Consider the following 21495-nt stretch of genomic DNA (forward strand, 5'->3'; position numbering starts at 1 on the left):
TTCCGTAGGACAGACGAAAAAAAGCCCACACTGTGGGACCTTTCTTCTGCATGCTTGGCGGAGGCAACGCTGGCGCTGACGCGTCAGCAAACGGGCGATTCGGAGAGTTCCCGCGCCTGCAGGCGCGTTGGCTTCGAATCCCACCGCCGATTCGTCCAGACAAAAAAAAATGACATCCCGCTGGGGAAGTCATTTTCTCTTGTTCTGGCGGAGGCGGCGTCTGCTCATCCAGGATCTACCGAAAGCTCTGAGCGTCTCCGAACGGTGCGGTCTCCTATGAAAACGCCGATTGATTGTAGATGAGGCGTCTCCGGACGAATCCGGAAATACACTAGAAGCTCGCATGCATTGGGGGGCAAATTGGGGGCGAGAAATGGACAGGCAGCGCAGGCTGGCCTTAACAGCGTTGAGCATCAACGCCGAGAAAATTCCTGGCTATTATGCCGACGGCGACGGGCTCTATTTGCGCGTAGCACCGGGTGGCAGCAAGTCCTGGGCGTTTTTCTTCAGGATGCACGGGCGATCACGTGAAATGGGGCTTGGTTCAGTGCTGGACAGGCCACTTGCGCTGGCACGTGAAGAGACGCGCCGGTGTCGCCAGCTGCTCCTCCATGGCATCGATCCGATCGTACACCGGGATGCGCAACGTCTGCAGGCTGCGGATGCTGTTCGCAAGACCCGCACCTTCCGCGAGTGCGCCATTGAATACCACGCGACGCATAGCACGGGATGGCGCAATCCGAAGCATGGAAAACAGTGGATTGATTCTCTGACGGCGCATGCCTTTCCGGTGCTCGGCGACATGGACGTCAACGATGTCGACAAGGCCGATATCCTGGCGGTTCTGGAACCAATCTGGCTCATCCGCCACGAGACTGCTTCCCGGATTCGCCAACGCATCAAGGCGATCCCCGACTGGGCGTCCGCGCGGGATGTTCGCACCACTCAGGATCCCCACCTGTGGAACCAGATTACGCTTTCCCTGCCTCGCACCAAGGATGTGTGAAAGCCGAAGCGTTTTGCACCGTGCCCATATGAGCAGGTCGGCACGGTCATTCAAACCATCCGGGCGTGCGGCGCGTCAAGCTGCGTCAAGCTGGCCATGGAATTTACAATCCTGACTGCGTCAAGAACCGGCATGGTCCGGAGAACGATCTGGCAGGAATTTGACCTGGAAAAAGGCAGGTGGACAATTCCGGCGTCACGCATGAAGGCCAAGGTGGAACATCGGATTCCCCTTTCAGTTCGGGCACTGGAGATTCTGCGCGAGCGCGCAGCAAACCGCTTGCAAAAAGATGCTCGACCAACCAATCTGGTATTCCCTACCCCATCCGCGAAAGCGCACAGCGATATGGTTTTTACGATGCAACTGCGGCGGCTCGGCATGGAATTCACGATGCATGGCTTCCGTTCCACATTTCGGGATTGGGCTGCCGAGCAGACAAGCTTTCCGGCAGAGGTATGCGAGGCAGCATTGGCACATCTGCTCAAAGATGCGATCGAAGTGGCATATTTTCGCAGTGATCTTTTTGATAAACGCCGTGAGCTGATGTTCGCATGGGCTGAGTACTGCCAATTGTGAACATTGAGCTCGGGATGAATTCGGATACTAAAGGAGTTTGACAGCATCCGTATGCATATCGGCGCGTGGCTCGACAGCCAGACGTTAAGGCGGCGCAGGTTACAGGGGCCCAGCTAGCAGTGCTGGAACTGCATTGGGTGCGCCAGTTGTCTGTCAAAACCCGTACGGCTAAGCGCAACGAACAGGCGGCCTGCTGGCCGAATACGGTGAGATGTTTCGAGTGGGACGCACCGCTTTCAACTCAGGCATTGGAACGATTGCCTGAGCGCTTCGACATACCCGTCAAACGTGTCCTTGCCAACAAGGTAGGGGGCATCGAGCGGATGTACATCGTGTCGATCGCCAAGCCCAGCATGATGATCACGACGTCTTTGGTAATTGCGAACGCAACGATCACGCCATCGAACGAGAACGAGGCACCCAGCACCACCAAGTACATGAAGTCGTTGATGCAGCCGCGCTTGAAAATATCGCCCATCTTGCCACCGGATTCCGCCGCTCCCATTTATAGGGCATTTTCCTCGCGCCGGACACTCATTCTGACGCCCGGACAACCTCGAATTGGTTCAATAGGCCATCGTATCAGGAGGAGCGTCTGCGTCCTGAGGGCCCGCAGAAATCACCCTAGCTTCGAACTCGCTGCCTTGGCTTTGCGACCACGCATGGATGGCTTTTCCGGCACGCTTTGGCCGTATTCGCTCCACCAGGCAGTGAGCGCCTCCATCGTCGGCCCAAGCCCACGGGCCTTCTGTGTGATTTCGTATTCGACTCGCGGTGGCACTTCCGCGAAGACCGTACGCAATACCAGACCATCAGCCTCCAGTTCCCGAAGCTGAGCCGTCAACATATGCTGGGTGATTCCTGGAATCTCTTTGCGTAGCTCCCCGAACCGGTATAGACGCTGGTTAAGCAGCCACATGATCTCAAGTTTCCATTTACCTGAGAGCAGGGAAAAAGCCCGGCGCATCTCCTCATGCATATTGACCTGAACTTCCGCATTAGTCTTCTTTTCCATACTAAGCCCCATTTTTTCATCCTACTTGTAAGTATTCATGTTAGTCGATAACCTCGCTGCATATCGAACCAAAACACTTGACTGGAAAAATTTTATGGTCGCCACATACACGTATTGGATCAGTACCATGCTGCTGTCGCTGCTCTACTTGGCATCGGCCTTTATGTACATTACCAAGCGCGCATTTGTCCGAAAAGTGCAAGCGGAGTTGGGCTACTCCGCCTCCAACCTTGTGCCCTTCATGATCGTAGTAAAGATCCTTGGTCCTGCGGCGATTCTGTTGCATTTCAATGTGGCGCTCAGTGATCTCGCATATGCCGGCATGTTCTATCACCTGATCCTGTCAGGGCTAGCGCACCTAGGTGTTCGCAAGGCTGAAGGCGCGACTCCAGCAGCTATTGGACTCTTCCTGTTGGTCCTCTCATTCGCAACGCAAAACGTGGCTCGCGAACTCCCGTCGCCCTATGCATCGGGCCTGACAAACATCCAAGCATCCCTTAACTGAAGGAAGAATTTATGACACGACTTAATGGAAAAGTAGCAATCGTCGTCGGCGCCGGCCGCGGTATCGGCCGCGCAACAGCGAAGCTTTTCGCCACCGAAGGAGCGAAGGTAGCGGTACTTTCGTTGACGCAGGTGAATATCGATGCGGTCGTGGCCGACATTGAGGCAGCTGGCGGGACGGCCATCGGCGTGCGCTGCAACATAGGCGATGCAGACCAAATAAAAAGCGCTGTGGACAGGGTGGCGAATACCTGGGGTCACATCGATATTCTCGTAAACAATGCTTTCGATCCGTCCGCTGTCTCGTCGTCGATTCTCGATCTATCGGTCGAGCAACTGCAACGCAATTTTGAGATGGGCCCGATTGCTTACCTAAGGACGATGCAGGCTTGCTACCCCCACCTCAAGGCCAGCGGCGAAGGCCGCGTCATTAACTTTGCCTCGCTGGCGGGAATTCTTGGCATGGTTGACTATGGCCCATACAACATGGCGAAAGAAGCTGTGCGTGCACTGACCCGGTCTGCAGCGCGCGAGTGGGGGCCAGACAAGATCACCGTGAACAACGTTCTACCGGTTGCCGACACATGGGGCGCAGCGGGCATGCCTCCGCCGGCCAACGCACTTTCCCGCTATGGATCGCCGGAGGAGGATGTAGCACCAGTCGTCCTGTTCCTCGCGACCAAGGATGCTCAGTTCATCACGGGCTACAGCCTCACACCCGATGGTGGAATGGTCATTGACGCCGCGCGCTGAGCAAGGGCCACAGATACCGCTAAGTAATGGAAAAAATATGATACACAATGCAACCAGCTCATCCGAGCGCCCTTTCGCCACCAAGAAATATCTCGATATTCATGCTCACAAAATGGCATATATCGATGAGGGAGAAGGCCAAACAATCCTGTTCCAGCATGGTAACCCAACCTCGTCCTATCTTTGGCGCAACGTCATGCCACATCTCAAAGGACCCAACCAGACCGAAGTAACAGTCGAGGGCGGCCATTACATCCAGGAGACAGCGCCCGATGAGGTCGGCGCTGCTATCGCTGATTTCGTTCGACGTCTTCGCAGCTGAGCCTGTCGCCTGATAATCGCGAAGGGCCACTGGCGCGTCACCACATCAGCGGAATCTTCGAACCGGCAGACCCACTGTGGGCCTCGGTCCGTGCCATAGGCAAAGGGCAGTTGCCAGCATGGCGAACAGTTCGATAACGCGCCATCCGCAGTGGCCCAGTTGCGGTTCCCAACCATTACCGATACCCACGCGATTAAAGCTTTCCTGCTTATCGTTCGGAGACAGGCACCAACTCGGCAGTCCCGACGCTGTTTGTGTTCAGCATGTAGCCGACCATGGCACCACTCGATTCGCTATTTATCGGTACTCGTTCGACCTTGAGGGCCCAGACTTTAAAATGATAGTGATGAGTTTTATCGCCAGCCGGCGGACATGGCCCCCCGTAGCCCGGTCTGCCAAAATCGGTACGCCCCTGTAGTGCGCCCGAGGGGACGTTCGCGCCGCTCTTGTTGCCGGCATCTCGTGCCAGGCTGTGAACATTCCGAGGTATATTGACAACTGTCCAGTGCCACCAGCCGCTACCTGTTGGCGCATCCGAATCGAACATGGTGACAGCAAAGCTCTTTGTTGACTCTGGCTCTCCAGACCATGAAAGCTTCGGTGACACATCCTTTCCTGAGCAGCCGGATCCATTCAAAACATAAGCATCCTTCACCTGCTTACCATGTTGTATATCGGCGCTGTTCAGTCGGAATTCTTGCGCATGGGTGGACAAGGAGAAAACCGACAAGGCAAAGCTAAAAATCAATCTCGTCATAAGATTTGGCTCGCTGAAAGTAAAAATGCACGGCTATGAATTGTGGACAAGTTTGTGGTGACCACACGACAATGCGGTCTCTCGTCCTATGCTGAGACTGAATGCGACTCCGTCAGCGTTGACATGTCGATCACGAAACGGTAACGCACGTCCGAACGCTCTAGCCGCTCAAAGGCTTCGTTAATTTGGTCGATCCGAATCATCTCGACCTCCGGCAGAACATTCATACGGGCGCAAAAATCCAGCATCTCCTGTGTCTGCGCAATGCCCGCGATAGCCGAGCCGGCGATCCGGCGGCGTCCCAACAAAAGTGGCAGGCTATTAAGCTCGTCTAATGGACCGATCTGCCCGACCACGCACAAGGTTCCATCCACATCGAGTAGTGGCAGATAGGGCGTGAGATCGTGCTTGGTCGGCACCGTATCGATGATGAGATCAAACGAGGAGGCGGCTTTCTCCATAGCGGGAACATCCCCCGAGATAAGGAAATGATCAGCGCCAAGTTCACTGGCATCGCTTTGCTTACTGGCCGACCGGCTCAGTACGGTGACACGCGCGCCCAGCGCAACTGCGAGCTTGATGGCCATGTGACCAAGGCCTCCCATGCCAATGACACCCACGCGGCTGCCGGGACCGACGTTCCAGGTCCGCATTGGCGAATAGGTGGTCGCGCCCGCACATAGCAGCGGACCCGCTTTGGCGAGATCGAGTCCGGCTGGCACATGTAGCACGAATTCTTCGCGTACCACGATGTGCTTCGCGTACCCCCCCATCGTCGGCTCGCCAGTGATCCGGTCAGCGCCGGCAAAGGTCTGGGTATTGCCGTCACGACAAAGCTGTTCTTCACCCTTGTGGCATTGATCGCAGTGTTGGCAACTATCGACCATGGTTCCCACGGCGACATGGTCGCCGACCTTGTGGCGCGTGACGTCAGGTCCCACCGAGATCACCTTGCCGACGATTTCGTGCCCGACTACGATCGGGTAGTTAGTCCATGACCAGTCGTTGCGGGCAGTATGCAAGTCCGAGTGACAAACACCGCAGTATAGGATTTCGATCGCCACGTCGTTGCCGCGTAATGAGCGGCGCTCGAAAGAGAACGGTGTCAGTGGTTTGTCAGCCGCAGTTGCGGCATACGCGTAAGTTTCCATGATGATCCTTGAAAATTGGTCCCGCTATGGTTAGCGGGGCGGACGGCAATTACTTCAGATTAGTCTTGAAGAACTCAGTTAGCTTACCGAACGGAATCAGGTTCACGCGATCATAGAGATCGACGTGGCCCGCACCTGGCACGATGAATAATTCTTTAGGTTGCCCGGCCCGCTTATAAGCATCTTCGCTAAACTCGCGGGAATGCGCTTCCGACCCAGTGATAAACAACATCGGGCGCGGCGAGATCGTTTCGATGTCGTCGAATGGGTAGAAGTTCACAAACTTCGCTTCGCTTGAGATTGGACGGTTCTGCGTCAGCTCCAGGGTGCGGCCTTCAGGAATCGCCTGACCACGTGGTGTGCGGTAGTAATCGTAAAACTCACGGCGAATTGCGTCTGCATCGGCCGGCAACTGTAGCGGCAGGTAGTTGACCCACCTGGTAGCGCCGCCGCTGAACTCCACGTAACGCTGTTCGGCCGCTGCGGCCAGCATGGCTTTGCGCTGCTCAAGCGATTGCCCCTTGCCCAGACCGCTGCGGGTAACCGTGCCCATGTCATACATACTGACCGTAGCGATGGCCTTCAGCCGCGGATCTACCTTGGCGGCGCTGATGGCGAAGCTACCGCTGCCGCAGATGCCCAGCACACCGATTCGCCCGCGGTCAACGAATGAACGTGTGCCCAGAAAATCGACTGCCGCATTGAAGGATTCCGTGTACATTTCAGGTGCAACGGCATTGCGCGGCAGGCCTTCGCTCTCGCCCCAAAACGATAGATCGATCGCTAGTGTCACAAAGCCCTGCTCGGCAAGCTTCTGTGCATAAAGGTTAGCACTCTGCTCCTTCACTGCCCCCATTGGGTGACCAACGATGATCGCTGGGTTCCTTGCTTTGGTATCAACGTTTTGGGGAACAAAGAGGTTGCCCACGACATTCATTTGATATTGGTTCTTGAAGGTGACCTTTTGAGTAGTTACCTTGTCGCTCGTGTAAAAATTATCTGCGCCGTTTGACATATTGGCTCCTGTGGCAGTGAGTGATGCAATCAAAAGCCCGAAGGCCAGCATTAGTTTTTTCATCAGAAAATCCTTTGGAGAGAACGAATAACAGGTGAATTTTCCCGCCTTCCCATGCTTTAATGTGCAGCATTTCGCTGCCTTTCTTGCCTAATCCGATGAATATGCTCCAGCGCTGTAGTCAAGCGCCTCGCAGGAGATTAGAGTCATGATCGGAAAGGCAAAGATAAATATGACTGTACTTACTCCTCTTGAAATTGATGGAGCTGCGACTCTCTTGGCGAGGTTAGCAAGAGTGATCGACACCCACACTGACGGACCGGGCGATTTCGCCACCGCGATAGACGGGCTCACATTCTTTCGACGCGAAGCGCCCGCATCTCCGACGATTTGCATGGTTGAGCCCAGCATTGTGCTGGTAGCACAAGGCGCCAAGCAGCTATGGCTTGGTGGACAGGCTTATCTCTATGACACGTCACGGTTTCTCATCACCTCGTTGGAGCTACCGGCGGATTCGGAAGTCGTCATGGCCAGCGCTAAGGCGCCATGCGTCGGACTCACGCTCAAGCTAGACCTGCGAATTGTGACTGACCTGATTTCGCAAGGAAATTACCTACCCCGGCGTGATCGCGCTTCGGGTGCAAGCATTGGCATCGGCGACGCGACGCCAACCATCCTGCGGCCGTTCGATAGGCTGCTATCACTGCTCGACGAGCCAGAGGCAATTTCAACGCTTGCACCACTTATTCAGCGAGAAATCCATTATCGGGTTCTGACCAGCGACCAGGCGCCCAAGCTGCATCAAATCGCATCCGTCGGTGGGCAAGGCTATCGCATCGCAAAGGCAATTGACTGGCTCAAGCTGAACTACGCTTTGCCACTTCGTGTCGAGGAACTTGCTACCCACGTGCAAATGAGCATGCCGACTTTCAACCAGCACTTTCGACAACTAACAGCGATGAGTCCCTTGCAGTATCAGAAGTGGCTACGGCTAACCCAGGCGAGACGTTTGATGCTGAATGAGCACTTGGACGTGTCGCGGGCGGCGTTCAAAGTTGGCTATGAAAGCCCATCGCAGTTCAGCCGAGAATACAACCGTTTATTTGGCATACCACCCAAACGGGACATTGCAGCGCTTAGGGGTATGCACGAACAGAGTGAAAAGAAATGATATCCCGGCGCAATGCAATTTTGATTAGATGAAGCAAGAAGCTTGCTGAACGCGTGATGACGAGCCATTACGCTGCTGGCCGAACTAGGTCTGGAGCTGGGATATCAAGTGATGTACGTCCAGCCAGCGTAGCTCGCCCGCACGGACATGCAACGCGGTCAAGCACGTTGGCAGCACAGCGTGCCGCTGCAAGGGGCGTCGCGTAAGCCAAACTACTCAACTGGATCAGTGGATCGCTTACCGTTATCGAAGTTCTCCCAGAGCTTGTCTAGCATTGGCTTGCGATGATTGATGGCACGGAACAAACGGATTTCCAGCCGCATGGTCCACTGCTCGCCACCGGAGCGAACCAGCTTGCCTTCTCCTAGCTCGCTGGCAATGCAACTCTCAGGCAGCCAGGCCAAGCCGCGTCCTGCCAATGCCATGGTTTTTAATAGTTCTGCAAGATCGCTTTCATAGCAAGTTTCAAGGCAGGCAGGTTGCGCCGCGCGAGATTGAATTCGCTGGACGACGCGACCGAAAAACGACGTTGCTGTGTACGTTAGATGCGGTATGGGCCTCGCTTTGCTACCTGGCAGAGCGAACGTAGGCGACCCTGCCCGGTTTGGCACAGTGACGGGCATTACGGTTTCCACACCCAATACAAGGTACTCAAAGCGTTTTGCATCGAGTTCAACTGGTAGCTCTGCATGGTGATAACACAACAGCAAGTCACAGTTGCCTTCCACCAGAGACAGCACTGAATCGTGAACGTTGGTCGGAAGGATGCGCGCGCGCAGAGGCCCGTACCAAGACTGCACTGAACCTAGCCAGTCGGGGAAAAAGTTGAGCGACAGAGCATGGCCGGCTGACACCCGTAAGATATGATCGTCCGTCTCCTGCCCCCGTAACATCGCTCGTGTGTCGTTTAGCAGGCGCATTGCTTCACTTGCTGAAGCACTAAATAGCTTGCCCGCGGGCGTCAAGGCCAACGGATACGTGCTGCGATCGACAAGATCAGCGCCTACCCAAGCCTCTAGAGCCTGAATGCGGCGACTCAGTGCAGATTGGGTAACACTGCGCTCCTGTGCTGAGCGCGAAAAATTTCGTGTTTGTACCAGACTCAGGAAGTCTTCCAGCCATTTGATGTCCATTGCTCAGCCCTCGTTACGTCCTTAAGTATAAGGCGTTCGACTAAAGCCAGTATTCCCAAAAGGCATACTGCCATCGCTGAAATGCATAACTCTTGGCTTAAGATGGATTATCTTGTGTTGAACGAAAAATGATTTGAAGCGCCATGACACAGAATACTTATCCACGCCACCTTGCCGTCATCGGTGGGCTTGGCCGACTCGCTAGTGCGGATCTCTACAACAAGCTTGTCAAAGCCCTCGCGATCCGAGGAGAGACCGACCGGTATCGCCTTACGCTGGAGCAGCAACAGTTTGTTCGGCCCCTGGGAAGCAATCTTGAGCCAGCCGATGCCGGCCAGCGGGCATTGTATCTTTACGATACGATTAATCTTCTTGCCCAGTGTCAGGCCGAAGCAGTAATGCTTCCATGCTATATCAGTCACACTTTCATGGACGAGTTGCAGGCTGAGATGCGGGTTCCTATCTTGAACATGATGACAGCTTTGGTGCAGCATGTTGAAAGGATCGGCAATCCGCAACGTCTCGGCATCCTTTGCACGAGCTATGTTCGTGAAAAGGCTCTGTTTGAGCGCTATTTTCCAGGCAAGACGCTGCACTTCGTCCCGAGGAAAACCCATCAAGACTGGGTTGTCCCGGCAATTTACGGAACGCACGGCCTGCTGACAGAACAGAACAACGACGCCATAGGCCAACTCCACCTGGCCTGCAATGAACTCATTGAGCACGGAGCACAGGTCATCATTCCGGGCATTAGTGAGATTGCGGCCGTTGCGTCTACGTTGGCAGAGCGTGGACTACCGATCATCGACGCGCACCAAGTCTACGTCGATTTTTCATTGGCCCATCGGAACCTCTACCGGGCGCCAAAATTCAAGCTCGGCATCGTGGGTGGCATTGGCCCGGCCGCTACTGTTGACTTCATGAAAAAAATCGTGCGCAGTACTTGCGCCGAGCGAGACCAGGATCATCTTTGTCTTATCGTCGATCATAATCCACAAATACCCGACCGCACAGCTAATCTCATTGGCGACGGCGCAGACCCGACCTTGGCGTTATATTCTGCATGCAAGCGACTCGAGGCAAATGGTGCAAGTGCAGTTGCAATGCCCTGTAATACTGCCCATGCGTATATTGCGCGCATACAACCCAGCCTGTCGATCCCTATTGTTAACATGTTGTCGGAAACCGTTCGCCATATTTCCAATCATTATGCGGGGCATAAGAAAATAGGTTTGTTGGCGACATCGGGTACTATAACAAGCGGTGTATACCACGACGCTGCGCATGGAAGCGCGTTTGAGCTCATTGTGCCAGACAGCGAGCATCAAGCAATGGTAATGGAAGCGATCTATGCGATTGATGGTGTCAAGGCTGGGTGCACCGAAGGAAGGTGTAGGCAGTTATTAGTCAATGCGCTTGAGTATCTTGTTGAGCGGGGCGCCACCGTGGTTATCCTCGGATGCACAGAACTGCCCTTAATCCTGCCGGAACAACTGAATTTTGAGGTTGCTGGCAAGCCGGTAGTCCTAATGGACCCAACAGCGATTCTGGCAAAGCACTGTGTTGCTCTCGGCTCACAAGGAGTAGATCAGCAGAGCGGGCCAGTGAGCCTGTCAGATTTTCTGTGTGAAACGGGGTCATGAAATAATGCCGAAAGAACTATTCCATGACCGAAGTGATGACCACCAAAAAGCCGAAGAAACAGAAAGCAGCATATCCATTCCCCGTCGAGTTGATCGGCCAGTTGCTTGCTCAGGTTGAGAACAAGGACGCTGAGTCGATCCTTGGCGAAAACGGCTTGGCCGGGCAGCTCAAGAAGATGCTGGCCGAGCGCATGCTGTCTGCCGAGTTGAGCCATCATCTGGCAAGCAAGGTCGAAAGCAGCAAAAACCACCGAAACGGCAGTAGCCCGAAAAAGGTGCTTACGCCCGGCGGCGAGCTCAATCTGGACATCCCGCGCGATCGCCTGTCGAGCTTCGAGCCAAAGCTGGTGGCCAAGCATCAGCGCCGCATGCCGGGCTTTGACGATCACGTCATCAGCATGTAAGCGCGCGGCATGAGCGTGCGGGAGATCCAGGCACATCTACTCGAGTTGTACGGCACCGAGGTTTCTCACGATCTGATTTCTACCATCACCGACGAAGTGCTTGAGGAGGCCACGCAGTGGCAGCAGCGGCCGCTCGAAGCGATGTACCCAATTGTCTACTTCGACGCCTTGCGTTTGAAAATTCGTGACGAAGGCACGGTAAAGAACAAAGCCGTGTATCTGGCACTGGGCATTTGCGCCGACGGCCGCAAGGAAGTTTTGGGCCTGTGGATCGAGCAAACCGAAGGTGCCAAGTTCTGGCTGAAGGTCTTTAACGAATTGAAAAATCGTTGCCTGAAAGACATCCTGATCGCCGTCGTCGACGGCTTGCGCGGCTTTCCCGAGGCCATCGAGGCCGTGTATCCGCAAGCGCAGATTCAGACATGCATCGTGCATCTGATCCGCAACTCGACGACCCTTGCCAGCTGGAAGGGCCGCAAAGAGCTTGCAGCGTCTCTTAAGCCTGTCTACCAGGCAGTCAACGCCGAGGCGGCCGAAGCTGCGCTGGACGCGTTTGCGGCCGGTCCATGGGGCATCAAATTCCCCACTGTGGCAGCTATGTGGCGACGCCAGTGGCAGCAGGTGATCCCGTTCTTCGCATACCCGCCAGAGGTGCGCAAAATCATCTACGCCACAAATGTCATTGAGAGCCTACATATGCGCCTTCGGAAGATCGTCAAGAACCGCGGTCATTTTCCGAGCGATGACGCTGCAACCAAACTGCTATTCCTGGCCTTGCGCAATATTGAGAAAGACTGAAGATGGCGCCGCGTACCTGGAAGCTCGCTGCCAATCAGTTCGCCATCATGTTCGGCGAGCGATTCACCAACGCGATTACCTAACTACGAAATCTGGCACCGCACACATAATTCCTGACAGGTCCTCCAATGCGGACTAAACCGTTGCCTCAATGAGGCATGTGGCCATATTCATTAAACAATCACAACTTTGAGTATCATGGCCGACGGCGGGCCGCATAATCCATCCATGCACGGATCTTCCTGCATCAAGCGAACGCGATGCTCTTCGGCGGCATCTGCTCCATGACAAACCGATCCCTCATTCCAAGACTTGCACCTGACACGCTGATCGACATCAATCCGACCTACAGACAACCCATGAACCGACGTTTCGCGCTTCTTGCCGTCACAGTCTCCATCCTCAGTGCTTGCGGTCCCGTCGCAACCGTACCGACGCCACTCGTACAAGGCCAGTTCACGCCAGCCGCGATCACGGGCACCATGCGCCAGGTCGCGGATTGGCAGATCAATAGCTGGTCGACCAATGGTTTTGCCAAACCGAAGTACAACTGGACCTACTGCGCGGCCTATACGGGCATCTTCCAGGCCGGGCTGGCGACGGGAGACGGCAAGTACCACGATTTCCTGCGCAAGGTCAGCGACGACCTGCAATGGCGCACCGGCACTCGCCGCTACTTCGCTGACGACTACTGCGTTGGCCAGGTGTTCTCGCAGCTGTATGCCCAGGACCGCCAGCCGAAAATGATCGGGCCATGGCGCGCACTGGCCGATGAAATCGTCAACAAGCCGAACAACGAATCGCTTTCGCTGGCAACGCGCGACATCATGGAGCGCGAATGGGCGTGGTGCGACGCACTGTTCATGGGCCCCACTTCCCTGGCTTACCTGAGCAAGGCAACGGGCGAGCGGACATACCTCGATACGGCCCTCAAGCTGTGGTGGAAGACCAGCGACTTCCTGTACAGCCCCGAGGAACGGCTGTACTTCCGCGACGAAAGCTATTTCGACAAGCGCGAAAAAAAACGGCAGGAAGGTGTTCTGGTCGCGCGGGAATGGCTGGGTCATGGCGGGCATGGTTCGGGTACTGTCCAACATGCCATCGGACCATCCCGACCGCGCGCGGCTCCTTGCGCAGTACCGCGACATGGCAGCCCGGATCGCCAGCCTGCAGACGGCGGACGGCACGTGGCATGCTTCGCTGCTTGATCCCGAGAGCTTCCCAGTCAAGGAAACCAGCGGCACGGGGTTCTACACATACGCCATCCTGTGGGGCTTGAACAATGGCGTGCTGGATCGCGCCACGTACTGGCCCGTGGTCGAAAAAGCCTGGCCGGCGCTGGTGGGGGCGGTGCAGCCGGACGGCAAGCTGGGGTACGTGCAGCCGGTCGGCGCCGCCCCGGACAAGGTCGATGCGAACAGCACGGAAACCTATGGGCCTGGCGCCTTCCTGCTGGCTGGCTCCGAGCTGCTCAAATACGTGAAACGTTAGGCGCCAGCTGTCACTAACGCCATTCCGGCACGTCGCAGGCAGGCGCGAACGTGGCGGCGGTCAATGTAACCATGGCCCACAGCCTGTGCATCGGCCATCAAGTTCTTGAGGGAGTCGTTGGATGAACGATGAACGTCGCGGGTTCCTGTTGAATGGGACCGTGCTGCTGGGAGGCACAGCCCTGCCTGTTCACAGGGCTGCCGCCAGCCCGGTTGAATTTACGCCGATCGATATCCAGCCGTTGGTCGACGCGGCACTGATGGCGGTCGAACAAGCGCGGGTATCTCCCGGACAGTACAGCCGCTTCCTAGGCAAGCAGCAGCGCAGTCGCGCCGGCGGTGACAAGCCGAGCGGATATGGATCGGCTGCCGCAGCCTGTATCCTGTACACCGCGTCCCGGCTTCCCGGCCATACACCGGAGCGCTATGCCTTCGTATCCTTTTTACGGGCTGGACAATCACAGCGCTCCGGGATGTTCTCCGATCAGTATCACAACACGACACACGCGACCGCTTATTTGCTGGCAGCTCTTGACCTGTTCGACGCAGGGCCGGTCTATCCACTGCATGAACTGCAACAACTGGCCTCCCCCGGCGGTATCGAAGGGCTGCTTGCTGGTTTGGACTGGCGCAAGCCCTGGGGGGCATCGCATTATGGTGCCGGTGCATTCGCTGCCCTGTTCTTGGCGGGACAGGCACCACTGCCGTTCCAGAACCGGTATTTCGGCTGGCTCGCGGAACACCAGGATACCGTCACCGGACTATGGCGAAAGGGCTCACTCAAGTCCGCCGACATGCCGGAAGGCGCGCCGCTGTTCGATGCGCTGGCCGCAGCCTTCCATTACCTGTTCAATCATGAAGCGGCGCGGCGCCCGATTCCACGGCCCGCCGCACTGATCGATTCCGCGCTGAGAGTGCGCAGGGAAAACCTCTACCCAACGCTGGGCAAGTCTGTTGGATTTGCCGAACTCGACTGGCTGTATTGCCTGACACGCAGTTTGCGCCACTCCGGGCACCGACGCGAAGAGGTGCTCGTCGAGCTGGCACAGTTCGCATCCACTTATGTGCATCATCTGCTGGCGCATGTCCAGCAGAACGCGACTCCTTTCGAAGACCTGCATGCGTTGAACGGCACCATCTCCGCACTGGCCGAATTGCAGCAGGCCTTGCCCGGCCTGCTGTTGACAGCACGCCCGCTGCGACTGGCCCTCGACCGCCGGCCGTTCATCTGATTGCTTGATGACGTGCACGACCCGGGACCGCTCCTGGTGAGCCACGGTCTCCCGAAAGCGCAGGCTGCTAGGCCAACGTAAAACCCTTCGCGGCCAGCGGCAGCTTGCGCACAGGCGTGCCCGTAGCTGCCGCAATCGCATTGCACAGCGCCGGCGCCACCGATGGCACCGCGGGTTCGCCGGCACCGGCCGGCGCTTCGTTGCTGTCGATCACGATCAGCTCCAGCGGTGGCAACTGATGCATGCGCAGCACTTCGTAGTCGGCGAAATTCTGTTGCTCCACGGCGCCATCCTTGAAGGTGATCTCGCCAGTCAGCGCAGCAGACAGTCCCCAAACCAAGCTGCCTTCGATCTGGGCGCGGAAGCCCGACGGGTCGACGACCACGCCGCAGTCGGTGACGCATACAACGCGGTGGATCTTCACCGCGCCCTTGACGACGCTGACTTCGAAAGCGTGCGCGGTATAGGCATGCGTGTGCGTGTACACGCAGCATGCTATGCCACGATGGCGTCCCTTCCCTGCAGGCCGATCCCAGCCGATCGCTTTCCCGCATCGGGCAAGCACGGCTGCCATGCGCGCGCGATGGCTTGATTGACTATCCTCGCCACCCCGGCGCAGCAGCTGCAAACGGAACCGCAGAGGATCGATCTTCTGCTGGCGCGCCAGTTCGTCGATGAACGACTCCACCACGAACACGTTCTGGCTGTACGAGATGGCGCGCCAGGAGCCTACCGGCAGTGGCGATATGACCGGATACACCGCGGTCTGGTAATCGCCGACAGGATAGATCAGGTCGTTCGACAGGCCGCCGGACAGATGTTGCGGGCTCATGATGGCTTTGGCAGGAAAACTCGTGACGGCCGCCTGGTGACGCCATGCGTCGATACCGCCCTTGCCGGCGCGCGCCGCCAGCCGGTGCACGGTGGCAGGCCGGTAAAAACTGTTGGCCATGTCATCCGGGCGCGAGAACAGCAGCTTGACCGGCTTGCCCAACGCCTTGGCCAGCTGCATTGCCTCGGCGGCATTGTCGACCTTCTCCTTGCGGCCGAAGCCGCCGCCCATCGGCAGCAGGTGCACGAACACCGCGGAGCGGTCCACTTCGAATGCCTTGGCCAGCGTACTGGCAAAATATGAAGGCGCCTGAAATCCGCCCCATACCTCGTACTTGCCATCTTGCCAGTGCGCTACGCAGTTCGGTGTTTCCATCGTGGCCTGATGCAGGTAAGGCAGCTCGTATTCGGCCGTCAGCAGGTCGCCGACCGCCATGTCGAATCCCTTGCTCTTGCCGCTCCCATCGTACGTCGCGGCTGGCTTGTCCAGGGTAATGGCCTGACGCAGGCCCCGCATGAGTGCTGCATTGTCGTCATGGGCCAGTTCGCCCGGCTCCCATTCCACCTTCAGGAGGCTTTGTCCGCGCAGCGCCATCCAGGTGCCGGTGGCAACGATCGCCACGCCGTTGCGGTTGTCGCAGCCCGGCATCTGTTTTACTTCCCGCACCGCCACGATGCCGGGCCCCAGCGCGCGCACGGCGCTGTCGTCGAACGATCTGACCTTGCCATGGATAGTGGGCGAACGGACGACCATGGCCACCAGCATGTCCGGCAGCATGACGTCGATGCCGAACGTTTCGGCGCCGGTGATCTTCTCGTGCACGCGCTGGCGTGGAACGGCTTTGCCGATCAACCGGTACTCGGCAGCGTTCTTGTATTGCACTTCCAGCGGGACCGGCAGGCGGCTGGCCGCGGCGGCCAATGCGCCATACGGCAACGTGGCATTCGTGTCGAGATTGATCGCCACGCCGCTGGCCGTGCCAACGCGCTGCACGGGAATCCCCCACTGCTGCGCTGCCGTTTCAACGAGCATCGCGCGTGCCGCTGCGCCAGCCTTGCGCAGGCTGGTCCAGGCGCCGCGCACGCTGGCACTGGCCCACGTATTGAACTGGCCTGCGGTCTCGGCATCATAAGGCAGCGCCTCGATGCGCACCGCATTGAAATCCACGTCCAGTTCCTCGGCAAGCAGCACCGGCAAAGCGGTGCGCACGCCCTGCCCCATGTCCTGCTTCTGCACATACAGCGTGACGAGGCCATCTCCATCGATGCGGATCAGCGGTGATGGCCGGAACGATGCTGCTGACTCCGGCGGCTGCGCCAACGAAGCGGGGATGGCTTCATACAGTAGCCATGCACCGGCGGAAAAGCTCGACAGACGGAGGAAACTGCGGCGGTCCATGGCACTCCGGTTCGACAATAAAGTAAAAATCGATTATGCCGGGATCGTCCCCTCTCCTTACTCAAGTACGTGATTTTTTCCGGTACTGGCGTATTTGTTACCGCTGCTTGCCTACCATGGTGCGAAATACATTACCGGGAGCTTGCATGGCCACCACGACACGCCGACGTTCCACCCTTCTTGCACTTCTGCTGGCGGCCGGCCCGCTGACAGGACAAACATCCAGACTTCCCGGCAAGGGCCTGGCGCAATATGACTTCCTGTATGCGGGCGAGGCGATGACGCGCGATGTGTACATTGTTCGCAGTGGAAAGGTCGCGTGGGAATTCCACGATGACGCCGCAAAGGGCGAGATCAGCGATATCCAGATGGCCTCGAGCGGTAATGTCGTGATCGCCCACCAGTTCGGCGTGAAAGTTGTAACGCCCGACAAGAAGACGTTGTGGTCCCACCCCGCCGATGAAAAGCATGAGATCCACACTGCGCAGTTCATCGGCCGGGATCGCGTTATTTTCGTGCAGAGCGGCATGCGGCCGCGGATCATCGTGGCGAATATCGCCTCCAACACGATCGAACGCACGATTCCGATCGGCGCCGCGAACCTCGCCAATACGCACGGTCAACTGCGTCACGCCCGCCTCACCCCGCAGGGAACCTATCTGTTGGCGCAAATGGACCTCAAGCGCGCAGTGGAAATTGACGAGCAAGGGCGGGAGGTGTGGCAACTGGCCGCGCCGGGTATCTGGTCGGCCACGCGGCTGGCCAATGGCCATACCCTCGTGACCGGAAAAAATGGCGTGACCGAATACAGTCCCGCGGGCGACGCTGTGTGGACGCTGAAACCCGAGGATGTGAAGGATTGGCGCTACGGTAGCTTCCAGGTGTCCTACCGCCTGTCGAACGGCAATACACTGGTCAACCACTGGGTGAACCAGTGGAGCGCGCCGGACAACAAGATTGATGGCAGGAACGCGCCGCCGCAATGGCTGGAAGTGACGTCCGACAAGCGCGTGGTATGGGCATTGCACCAGTGGGACCAGCCGAACCTGGGTCCATCGACGATCCTGCAGCTGCTTGATCGATCCGCGCGGCCGGAAGAGGTCCGCTTCGGTGCCATTCACTGAAATAGCCTCGCCCCAATGACGTCGGATACCTGTGGCAGGTATCGCGTCCGAGGACCGGCGCAGGCGGGGTACCGTGGGAGATTTGGAGGGCTTGGCGCTGGCAAGCGAGTTCCAATAGCGATCGCGATCAACGCTCCTCAACGCTCGCGCTCGGACCGGTAGCGCCCCGACCGCGTGGTCATGCGTTACTTGCCGCACTTTGAAGTCGGACGAACTCAGCTAAGCTTTTGATTTGCAGTTTCGGATCAGCGAGCAAATGAGAACTCGAACAGACGTGCTTACCGCACAACACCTGCAAGTCGCACTCGTGTTTAAGAAAATGCTTGGGCCCAAGGAAGCAGAGGCATACTTGCGGTCTGCCCGAATCGAACCACATCTCATCGAGCGCGTGCTTTATAGCGATGATCATCGACACTTGCCATCTCCGCCATCAGCTGATACTGGCAATAACGTCCGTCCTGGTTAGCGTGGCGGTGCAAGCAGGCGCCCGTTTCCTGGTCATCGACTTCTACGCAAGCATCACCGATAATTAGCGGAGCCCGGCGATTGCCTGCTCTATCGCATCGACAGCGACGGGCTTGACCAAATGTTCATCGAATCCGACGTCCAGGGCACGCTTCCTGTCTCCAGGTTGGCCATATCCTGTCACGGCAATTTTCATGGATTTTTGGCCGAACGGAGATCCGCCTAGCTGCTTTACCAATGCATACCCGTCCATGTCTGGCAAGCCAATATCAATCAACATGACATCGGGCTTGAACAGGTCAATGCTGGCCAGTGCTTCACGGGCAGTATGCACGGCCATGAGGACATGCCCTTGCATTTTCAGCAATGCGACAAGACTATCCGCAGCATCGACATTGTCATCGACAATGAGGATGCGCCGAGGCATCAGCTCACCCACTACAGGCTTCTCTACAGCTGCCGATGGCTTGGCGATACGGGGAAGTCGAATCTGGAAGCTGGAGCCCAGCCCCTCGCCCCTGCTGAACGCCTGCACATGACCGCCATGCATGTCGATCAGCCGCTTGACGACAGCGAGCCCCACCCCCAGCCCCCCCTGGGAGCGATCAAGCGTACGATGGCTCTGCACGAAGAGCTCGAAAACCCGGGGTAGCAACTCAGGGGAAATTCCACTGCCCGAATCGGTGACTTCAATGTGAACAACTTTACCCTCATCGCGAACGTCAACGGCAATCTGGCCCTGTGAATCAGTGTACTTGATGGCGTTTGAAAGAAGGTTTCCAACGCACTGCACAAGGCGTGCCCTGTCCCCGTCTACGTAAAGGGGGACGCTCTTGTCGATCGACATGGTGAGGCGCTGCTGTTTCGCCTGGAGCTGGGGCTCGCAAGTTTCAAACGCTTGCGCCACCACGTCGACAATGTCGACGCTGGTTTTTTGAAGCTGAATCCGTCCCTGCGTGACACGCGCGACATCGAGCAGGTCATCGATCAGCCGGGTCATGTGGCTGGCCTGGCGGCGGATGACGGCAGCCGCAGCGGCTATCGGTGCATCGGACGTTGGCACGCGTGCGAGGATTTCGCCTGCAGTAGTGATCGGGGCCAGAGGGTTCCGAAGTTCGTGGGCCAGCATCGCCAGGAACTCGTCTTTCCGTTTGTCGGCATTTTTCAAGGCTTCGATCATTTCGTGCCTGTCCGTCACATTGCGGAAGAGCACGGCAACGTTGTTCCCGACTTTGAATGCGCGCACCTCCAGCCACACTGCACGGCCGGCGGCGAGGCGGTAATGATGTTCGAGCGACCTGGACTGTCCGTCCAACTGCACCAGCCGATACATTTCGCCAAGGTCGGAATCGTATGTTCCAGGGAACTTCTGCCAGTGGTTGGCGCCAATGAACTCAAAGCGTGTCAATCCAATGAGTTCGCAGGCCGCGTCGTTCACCTCGATGATGTTGAAATCCGGATCGAACAGTGCGAACGCATCGCCCATGTTGGCCAGCACCCCGCGGTGACGCGCTTCACTTTCAGCCAGCCGTTGCTCGCCCAGCTTTTGAACCGTCACATCGACGGTGATCCCATCGAAGTGGATTGGGCTACCGTCGCTTGCGTAATCTGTTCCGCCAAGCGCGCGAATCCACTTCACCTCACCCGAACCTGGATGCCTGGTTCGATAGACGATGTCGTACACCTGACGTCCGTCAATCGACGTTGCAATCGCCGCTCGCGTCAGTTCACGATCTTCCGGATGGATCCGGTCATAGAAATCCTCAATGGTAACGCGGGCCGATGGCTCGAGAAAAAAATGTTCCTTCACCTGGTCATCCCATTCGAGTACGTCGAACGGCAAATCGCAGTACCAAAAGCCTACATTCGAGAGACGGCTTGCGTACTCGAGGCGAGCGCGATTGAACGCCAGCGCACGGTCGACTTCTTCGCGGGCAATGCGCTCCTGAGAAAGTTCTCGGCCGAAAAAGTCCACCGATTCGGCAATCGCCTGATCGACCGCCTCGTTAAAGCGTATGATGTCGTCCGCTGCCGTCGCCGCACGCAAATTGCCATTCGCATGCTTCCAAAGCCGTAACACGCTGGCTCGCAACGCACGGTATTCACTGACAAGTTGCGATATCGAAAACCCGTCTTGTGACCGCAACGCGCCATGCACCTCAGCTGCCGTGTGCGGTGCATCCAAAGCAACAACTGCCAGGCCACGCGACTTGGCTGCTTGTTCATCCCCACTCTGCGACTGACGAAGATCTTCGGCAATCGCGTGAAGAATTTGCGGCGCATGATCTCGCAATGCAATGGCATCCATCTTTGCGGCTGATGGCAATCGCGTCACAGCGAAGGCCTCCCACTCTGCAAGAATATCTTCCGTGTATAAGTCAATGAACTCCGCAAGCCGCATATTCAGGGGTGTCCTTGGTAATACCAACTAACAATGAACGCTCAGCGCACGCGCTAACCTGTGCGATGGCGCTGATATTGTACGATTGAGCAACTGGATTTACTGACTTTATCAGGAGCGCGCGAGCAATGCCTTGACTTGTCAGTTTGACACTACATTGAATACTTGGAGTTCTGATGCAACTCTAAAAAATACTGGATACCCGTCCAGTATAACAGCGAGTTTCACTTGCTCTACTTCCTGCCTGCACGGCTCTCTACCGTGATTAACTGATCGGGGACCCAGCCCCTTGAGAATCGCTTCTC

Annotated in this window: 17 protein-coding genes and 2 pseudogenes; 11 read left to right on the forward strand and 8 right to left on the reverse strand. The window is 57.1% G+C overall.

The annotated features are described in order from the left end of the window. Positions 1-373: 373 nt before the first annotated feature. Together GJV26_RS03230 and GJV26_RS03235 are read left to right on the forward strand one after the other, a co-directional pair. Positions 374-1006: a tyrosine-type recombinase/integrase gene (locus GJV26_RS03230; protein WP_173346128.1), complete on the forward strand. Its 633-nt coding sequence runs from the start codon at positions 374-376 to the stop codon at positions 1004-1006. Positions 1007-1063: 57 nt separating this feature from the next. Further along, positions 1064-1582, forward strand: coding sequence for a tyrosine-type recombinase/integrase (locus GJV26_RS03235; RefSeq protein WP_260117446.1), 519 nt, complete (start codon positions 1064-1066; stop codon positions 1580-1582). Positions 1583-1823: 241 nt separating this feature from the next. On the opposite strand, the gene GJV26_RS30050 is transcribed toward GJV26_RS03235, so the two are convergent. Next, positions 1824-2087: a DUF475 domain-containing protein gene (locus tag GJV26_RS30050; protein ID WP_155707572.1), complete on the reverse strand. Its 264-nt coding sequence runs from the start codon at positions 2085-2087 to the stop codon at positions 1824-1826. A gap of 114 nt (positions 2088-2201) precedes the next feature. Continuing rightward, positions 2202-2597 (reverse strand): winged helix-turn-helix transcriptional regulator, encoded by a 396-nt coding sequence (locus GJV26_RS03245; RefSeq protein ID WP_155707573.1) that lies wholly within the window; start codon positions 2595-2597, stop codon positions 2202-2204. A 127-nt stretch (positions 2598-2724) separates the two neighbouring features. Between GJV26_RS03245 and GJV26_RS03250 the strand changes: the two genes are divergently transcribed. Genes GJV26_RS03250 through GJV26_RS29855 form a run of 3 tightly spaced genes read left to right on the forward strand, consistent with a single transcriptional unit; the run spans position 2725 to position 4176 of the window. After that, entirely contained in the window at positions 2725-3102 is a 378-nt protein-coding gene (locus GJV26_RS03250) for a DoxX family protein (protein WP_229419155.1), read from the forward strand. An 11-nt stretch (positions 3103-3113) separates the two neighbouring features. Beyond that, on the forward strand, positions 3114-3854 hold the full coding sequence (locus GJV26_RS03255; protein WP_155707574.1) for an SDR family NAD(P)-dependent oxidoreductase: 741 nt from the start codon (positions 3114-3116) through the stop codon (positions 3852-3854). A 37-nt stretch (positions 3855-3891) separates the two neighbouring features. Further along, positions 3892-4176: a hypothetical protein gene (locus GJV26_RS29855; RefSeq protein ID WP_216643106.1), complete on the forward strand. Its 285-nt coding sequence runs from the start codon at positions 3892-3894 to the stop codon at positions 4174-4176. 208 nt (positions 4177-4384) lie between these two features. Here the strand turns inward: GJV26_RS29855 and GJV26_RS03265 are convergent, their stop codons facing one another. The 3 genes from GJV26_RS03265 to GJV26_RS03275 form a co-directional block, all read right to left on the reverse strand. Further along, positions 4385-4933 (reverse strand): YbhB/YbcL family Raf kinase inhibitor-like protein, encoded by a 549-nt coding sequence (locus GJV26_RS03265; RefSeq protein ID WP_155707575.1) that lies wholly within the window; start codon positions 4931-4933, stop codon positions 4385-4387. Between the two features lie 86 nt (positions 4934-5019). Then, positions 5020-6084, reverse strand: a complete 1065-nt coding sequence (locus tag GJV26_RS03270; protein WP_155707576.1) for an NAD(P)-dependent alcohol dehydrogenase — start codon at positions 6082-6084, stop codon at positions 5020-5022. 49 nt (positions 6085-6133) lie between these two features. After that, positions 6134-7162, reverse strand: coding sequence for an alpha/beta hydrolase (locus GJV26_RS03275; RefSeq protein WP_155707577.1), 1029 nt, complete (start codon positions 7160-7162; stop codon positions 6134-6136). 169 nt (positions 7163-7331) lie between these two features. On the opposite strand from GJV26_RS03275, the gene GJV26_RS03280 reads away from it, so the two are divergent. Next, positions 7332-8270: an AraC family transcriptional regulator gene (locus GJV26_RS03280; RefSeq protein WP_155712221.1), complete on the forward strand. Its 939-nt coding sequence runs from the start codon at positions 7332-7334 to the stop codon at positions 8268-8270. A gap of 212 nt (positions 8271-8482) precedes the next feature. On the opposite strand, the gene GJV26_RS03285 is transcribed toward GJV26_RS03280, so the two are convergent. After that, positions 8483-9403 carry a LysR family transcriptional regulator gene (locus GJV26_RS03285; RefSeq protein WP_155707578.1) on the reverse strand — a complete coding sequence of 307 codons (921 nt, stop codon included), beginning with the start codon at positions 9401-9403 and terminating at the stop codon, positions 8483-8485. A gap of 143 nt (positions 9404-9546) precedes the next feature. On the opposite strand from GJV26_RS03285, the gene cuyB reads away from it, so the two are divergent. The 4 genes and pseudogenes from cuyB (at position 9547) to GJV26_RS03310 (ending at position 14970) form a co-directional block, all read left to right on the forward strand. Beyond that, positions 9547-11046: a cysteate racemase gene (gene cuyB / locus GJV26_RS03290; protein ID WP_155707579.1), complete on the forward strand. Its 1500-nt coding sequence runs from the start codon at positions 9547-9549 to the stop codon at positions 11044-11046. 35 nt (positions 11047-11081) lie between these two features. Continuing rightward, positions 11082-12331, forward strand: a pseudogene (locus GJV26_RS03295) (IS256 family transposase). A 399-nt stretch (positions 12332-12730) separates the two neighbouring features. After that, a pseudogene (locus GJV26_RS30055) lies at positions 12731-13739 on the forward strand (glycoside hydrolase family 88/105 protein). Positions 13740-13860: 121 nt separating this feature from the next. Then, a complete protein-coding gene (locus GJV26_RS03310) occupies positions 13861-14970 on the forward strand; it encodes a hypothetical protein (RefSeq protein ID WP_155707582.1) in 1110 nt (369 codons plus the stop codon). 67 nt (positions 14971-15037) lie between these two features. On the opposite strand, the gene GJV26_RS03315 is transcribed toward GJV26_RS03310, so the two are convergent. After that, a complete protein-coding gene (locus GJV26_RS03315) occupies positions 15038-17200 on the reverse strand; it encodes a xanthine dehydrogenase family protein molybdopterin-binding subunit (protein WP_155707583.1) in 2163 nt (720 codons plus the stop codon). A 146-nt stretch (positions 17201-17346) separates the two neighbouring features. On the opposite strand from GJV26_RS03315, the gene GJV26_RS03320 reads away from it, so the two are divergent. Then, on the forward strand, positions 17347-18324 hold the full coding sequence (locus GJV26_RS03320; RefSeq protein ID WP_155707584.1) for a beta-propeller domain-containing protein: 978 nt from the start codon (positions 17347-17349) through the stop codon (positions 18322-18324). Between the two features lie 529 nt (positions 18325-18853). Here the strand turns inward: GJV26_RS03320 and GJV26_RS03325 are convergent. Then, complete coding sequence (locus GJV26_RS03325) at positions 18854-21097, reverse strand: ATP-binding protein (RefSeq protein ID WP_503826598.1); 2244 nt, start codon at positions 21095-21097, stop codon at positions 18854-18856. Positions 21098-21495 lie beyond the last annotated feature (398 nt).

Source organism: Pseudoduganella dura, from assembly GCF_009727155.1.
Taxonomy (GTDB): domain Bacteria; phylum Pseudomonadota; class Gammaproteobacteria; order Burkholderiales; family Burkholderiaceae_D; genus Rugamonas; species Rugamonas dura.

Bases quoted from the DNA above. Each gene is read 5' to 3' on its own strand.
- GJV26_RS03230 (WP_173346128.1), top strand. From the start codon at position 374: ATGGACAGGCAGCGCAGGCTGGCCTTAACAGCGTTGAGCATCAACGCC.
- GJV26_RS30050 (WP_155707572.1), bottom strand. From the start codon at position 2,087: ATGGGAGCGGCGGAATCCGGTGGCAAGATGGGCGATATTTTCAAGCGC.
- GJV26_RS03245 (WP_155707573.1), bottom strand. From the start codon at position 2,597: ATGGAAAAGAAGACTAATGCGGAAGTTCAGGTCAATATGCATGAGGAG.
- GJV26_RS03250 (WP_229419155.1), top strand. From the start codon at position 2,725: ATGCTGCTGTCGCTGCTCTACTTGGCATCGGCCTTTATGTACATTACC.
- GJV26_RS03255 (WP_155707574.1), top strand. From the start codon at position 3,114: ATGACACGACTTAATGGAAAAGTAGCAATCGTCGTCGGCGCCGGCCGC.
- GJV26_RS29855 (WP_216643106.1), top strand. From the start codon at position 3,892: ATGATACACAATGCAACCAGCTCATCCGAGCGCCCTTTCGCCACCAAG.
- GJV26_RS03265 (WP_155707575.1), bottom strand. From the start codon at position 4,933: ATGACGAGATTGATTTTTAGCTTTGCCTTGTCGGTTTTCTCCTTGTCC.
- GJV26_RS03270 (WP_155707576.1), bottom strand. From the start codon at position 6,084: ATGGAAACTTACGCGTATGCCGCAACTGCGGCTGACAAACCACTGACA.
- GJV26_RS03275 (WP_155707577.1), bottom strand. From the start codon at position 7,162: ATGAAAAAACTAATGCTGGCCTTCGGGCTTTTGATTGCATCACTCACT.
- GJV26_RS03280 (WP_155712221.1), top strand. From the start codon at position 7,332: ATGACTGTACTTACTCCTCTTGAAATTGATGGAGCTGCGACTCTCTTG.
- GJV26_RS03285 (WP_155707578.1), bottom strand. From the start codon at position 9,403: ATGGACATCAAATGGCTGGAAGACTTCCTGAGTCTGGTACAAACACGA.
- cuyB (WP_155707579.1), top strand. From the start codon at position 9,547: ATGACACAGAATACTTATCCACGCCACCTTGCCGTCATCGGTGGGCTT.
- GJV26_RS03310 (WP_155707582.1), top strand. From the start codon at position 13,861: ATGAACGATGAACGTCGCGGGTTCCTGTTGAATGGGACCGTGCTGCTG.
- GJV26_RS03315 (WP_155707583.1), bottom strand. From the start codon at position 17,200: ATGGACCGCCGCAGTTTCCTCCGTCTGTCGAGCTTTTCCGCCGGTGCA.
- GJV26_RS03320 (WP_155707584.1), top strand. From the start codon at position 17,347: ATGGCCACCACGACACGCCGACGTTCCACCCTTCTTGCACTTCTGCTG.
- GJV26_RS03325 (WP_503826598.1), bottom strand. From the start codon at position 21,097: ATGGATGCCATTGCATTGCGAGATCATGCGCCGCAAATTCTTCACGCG.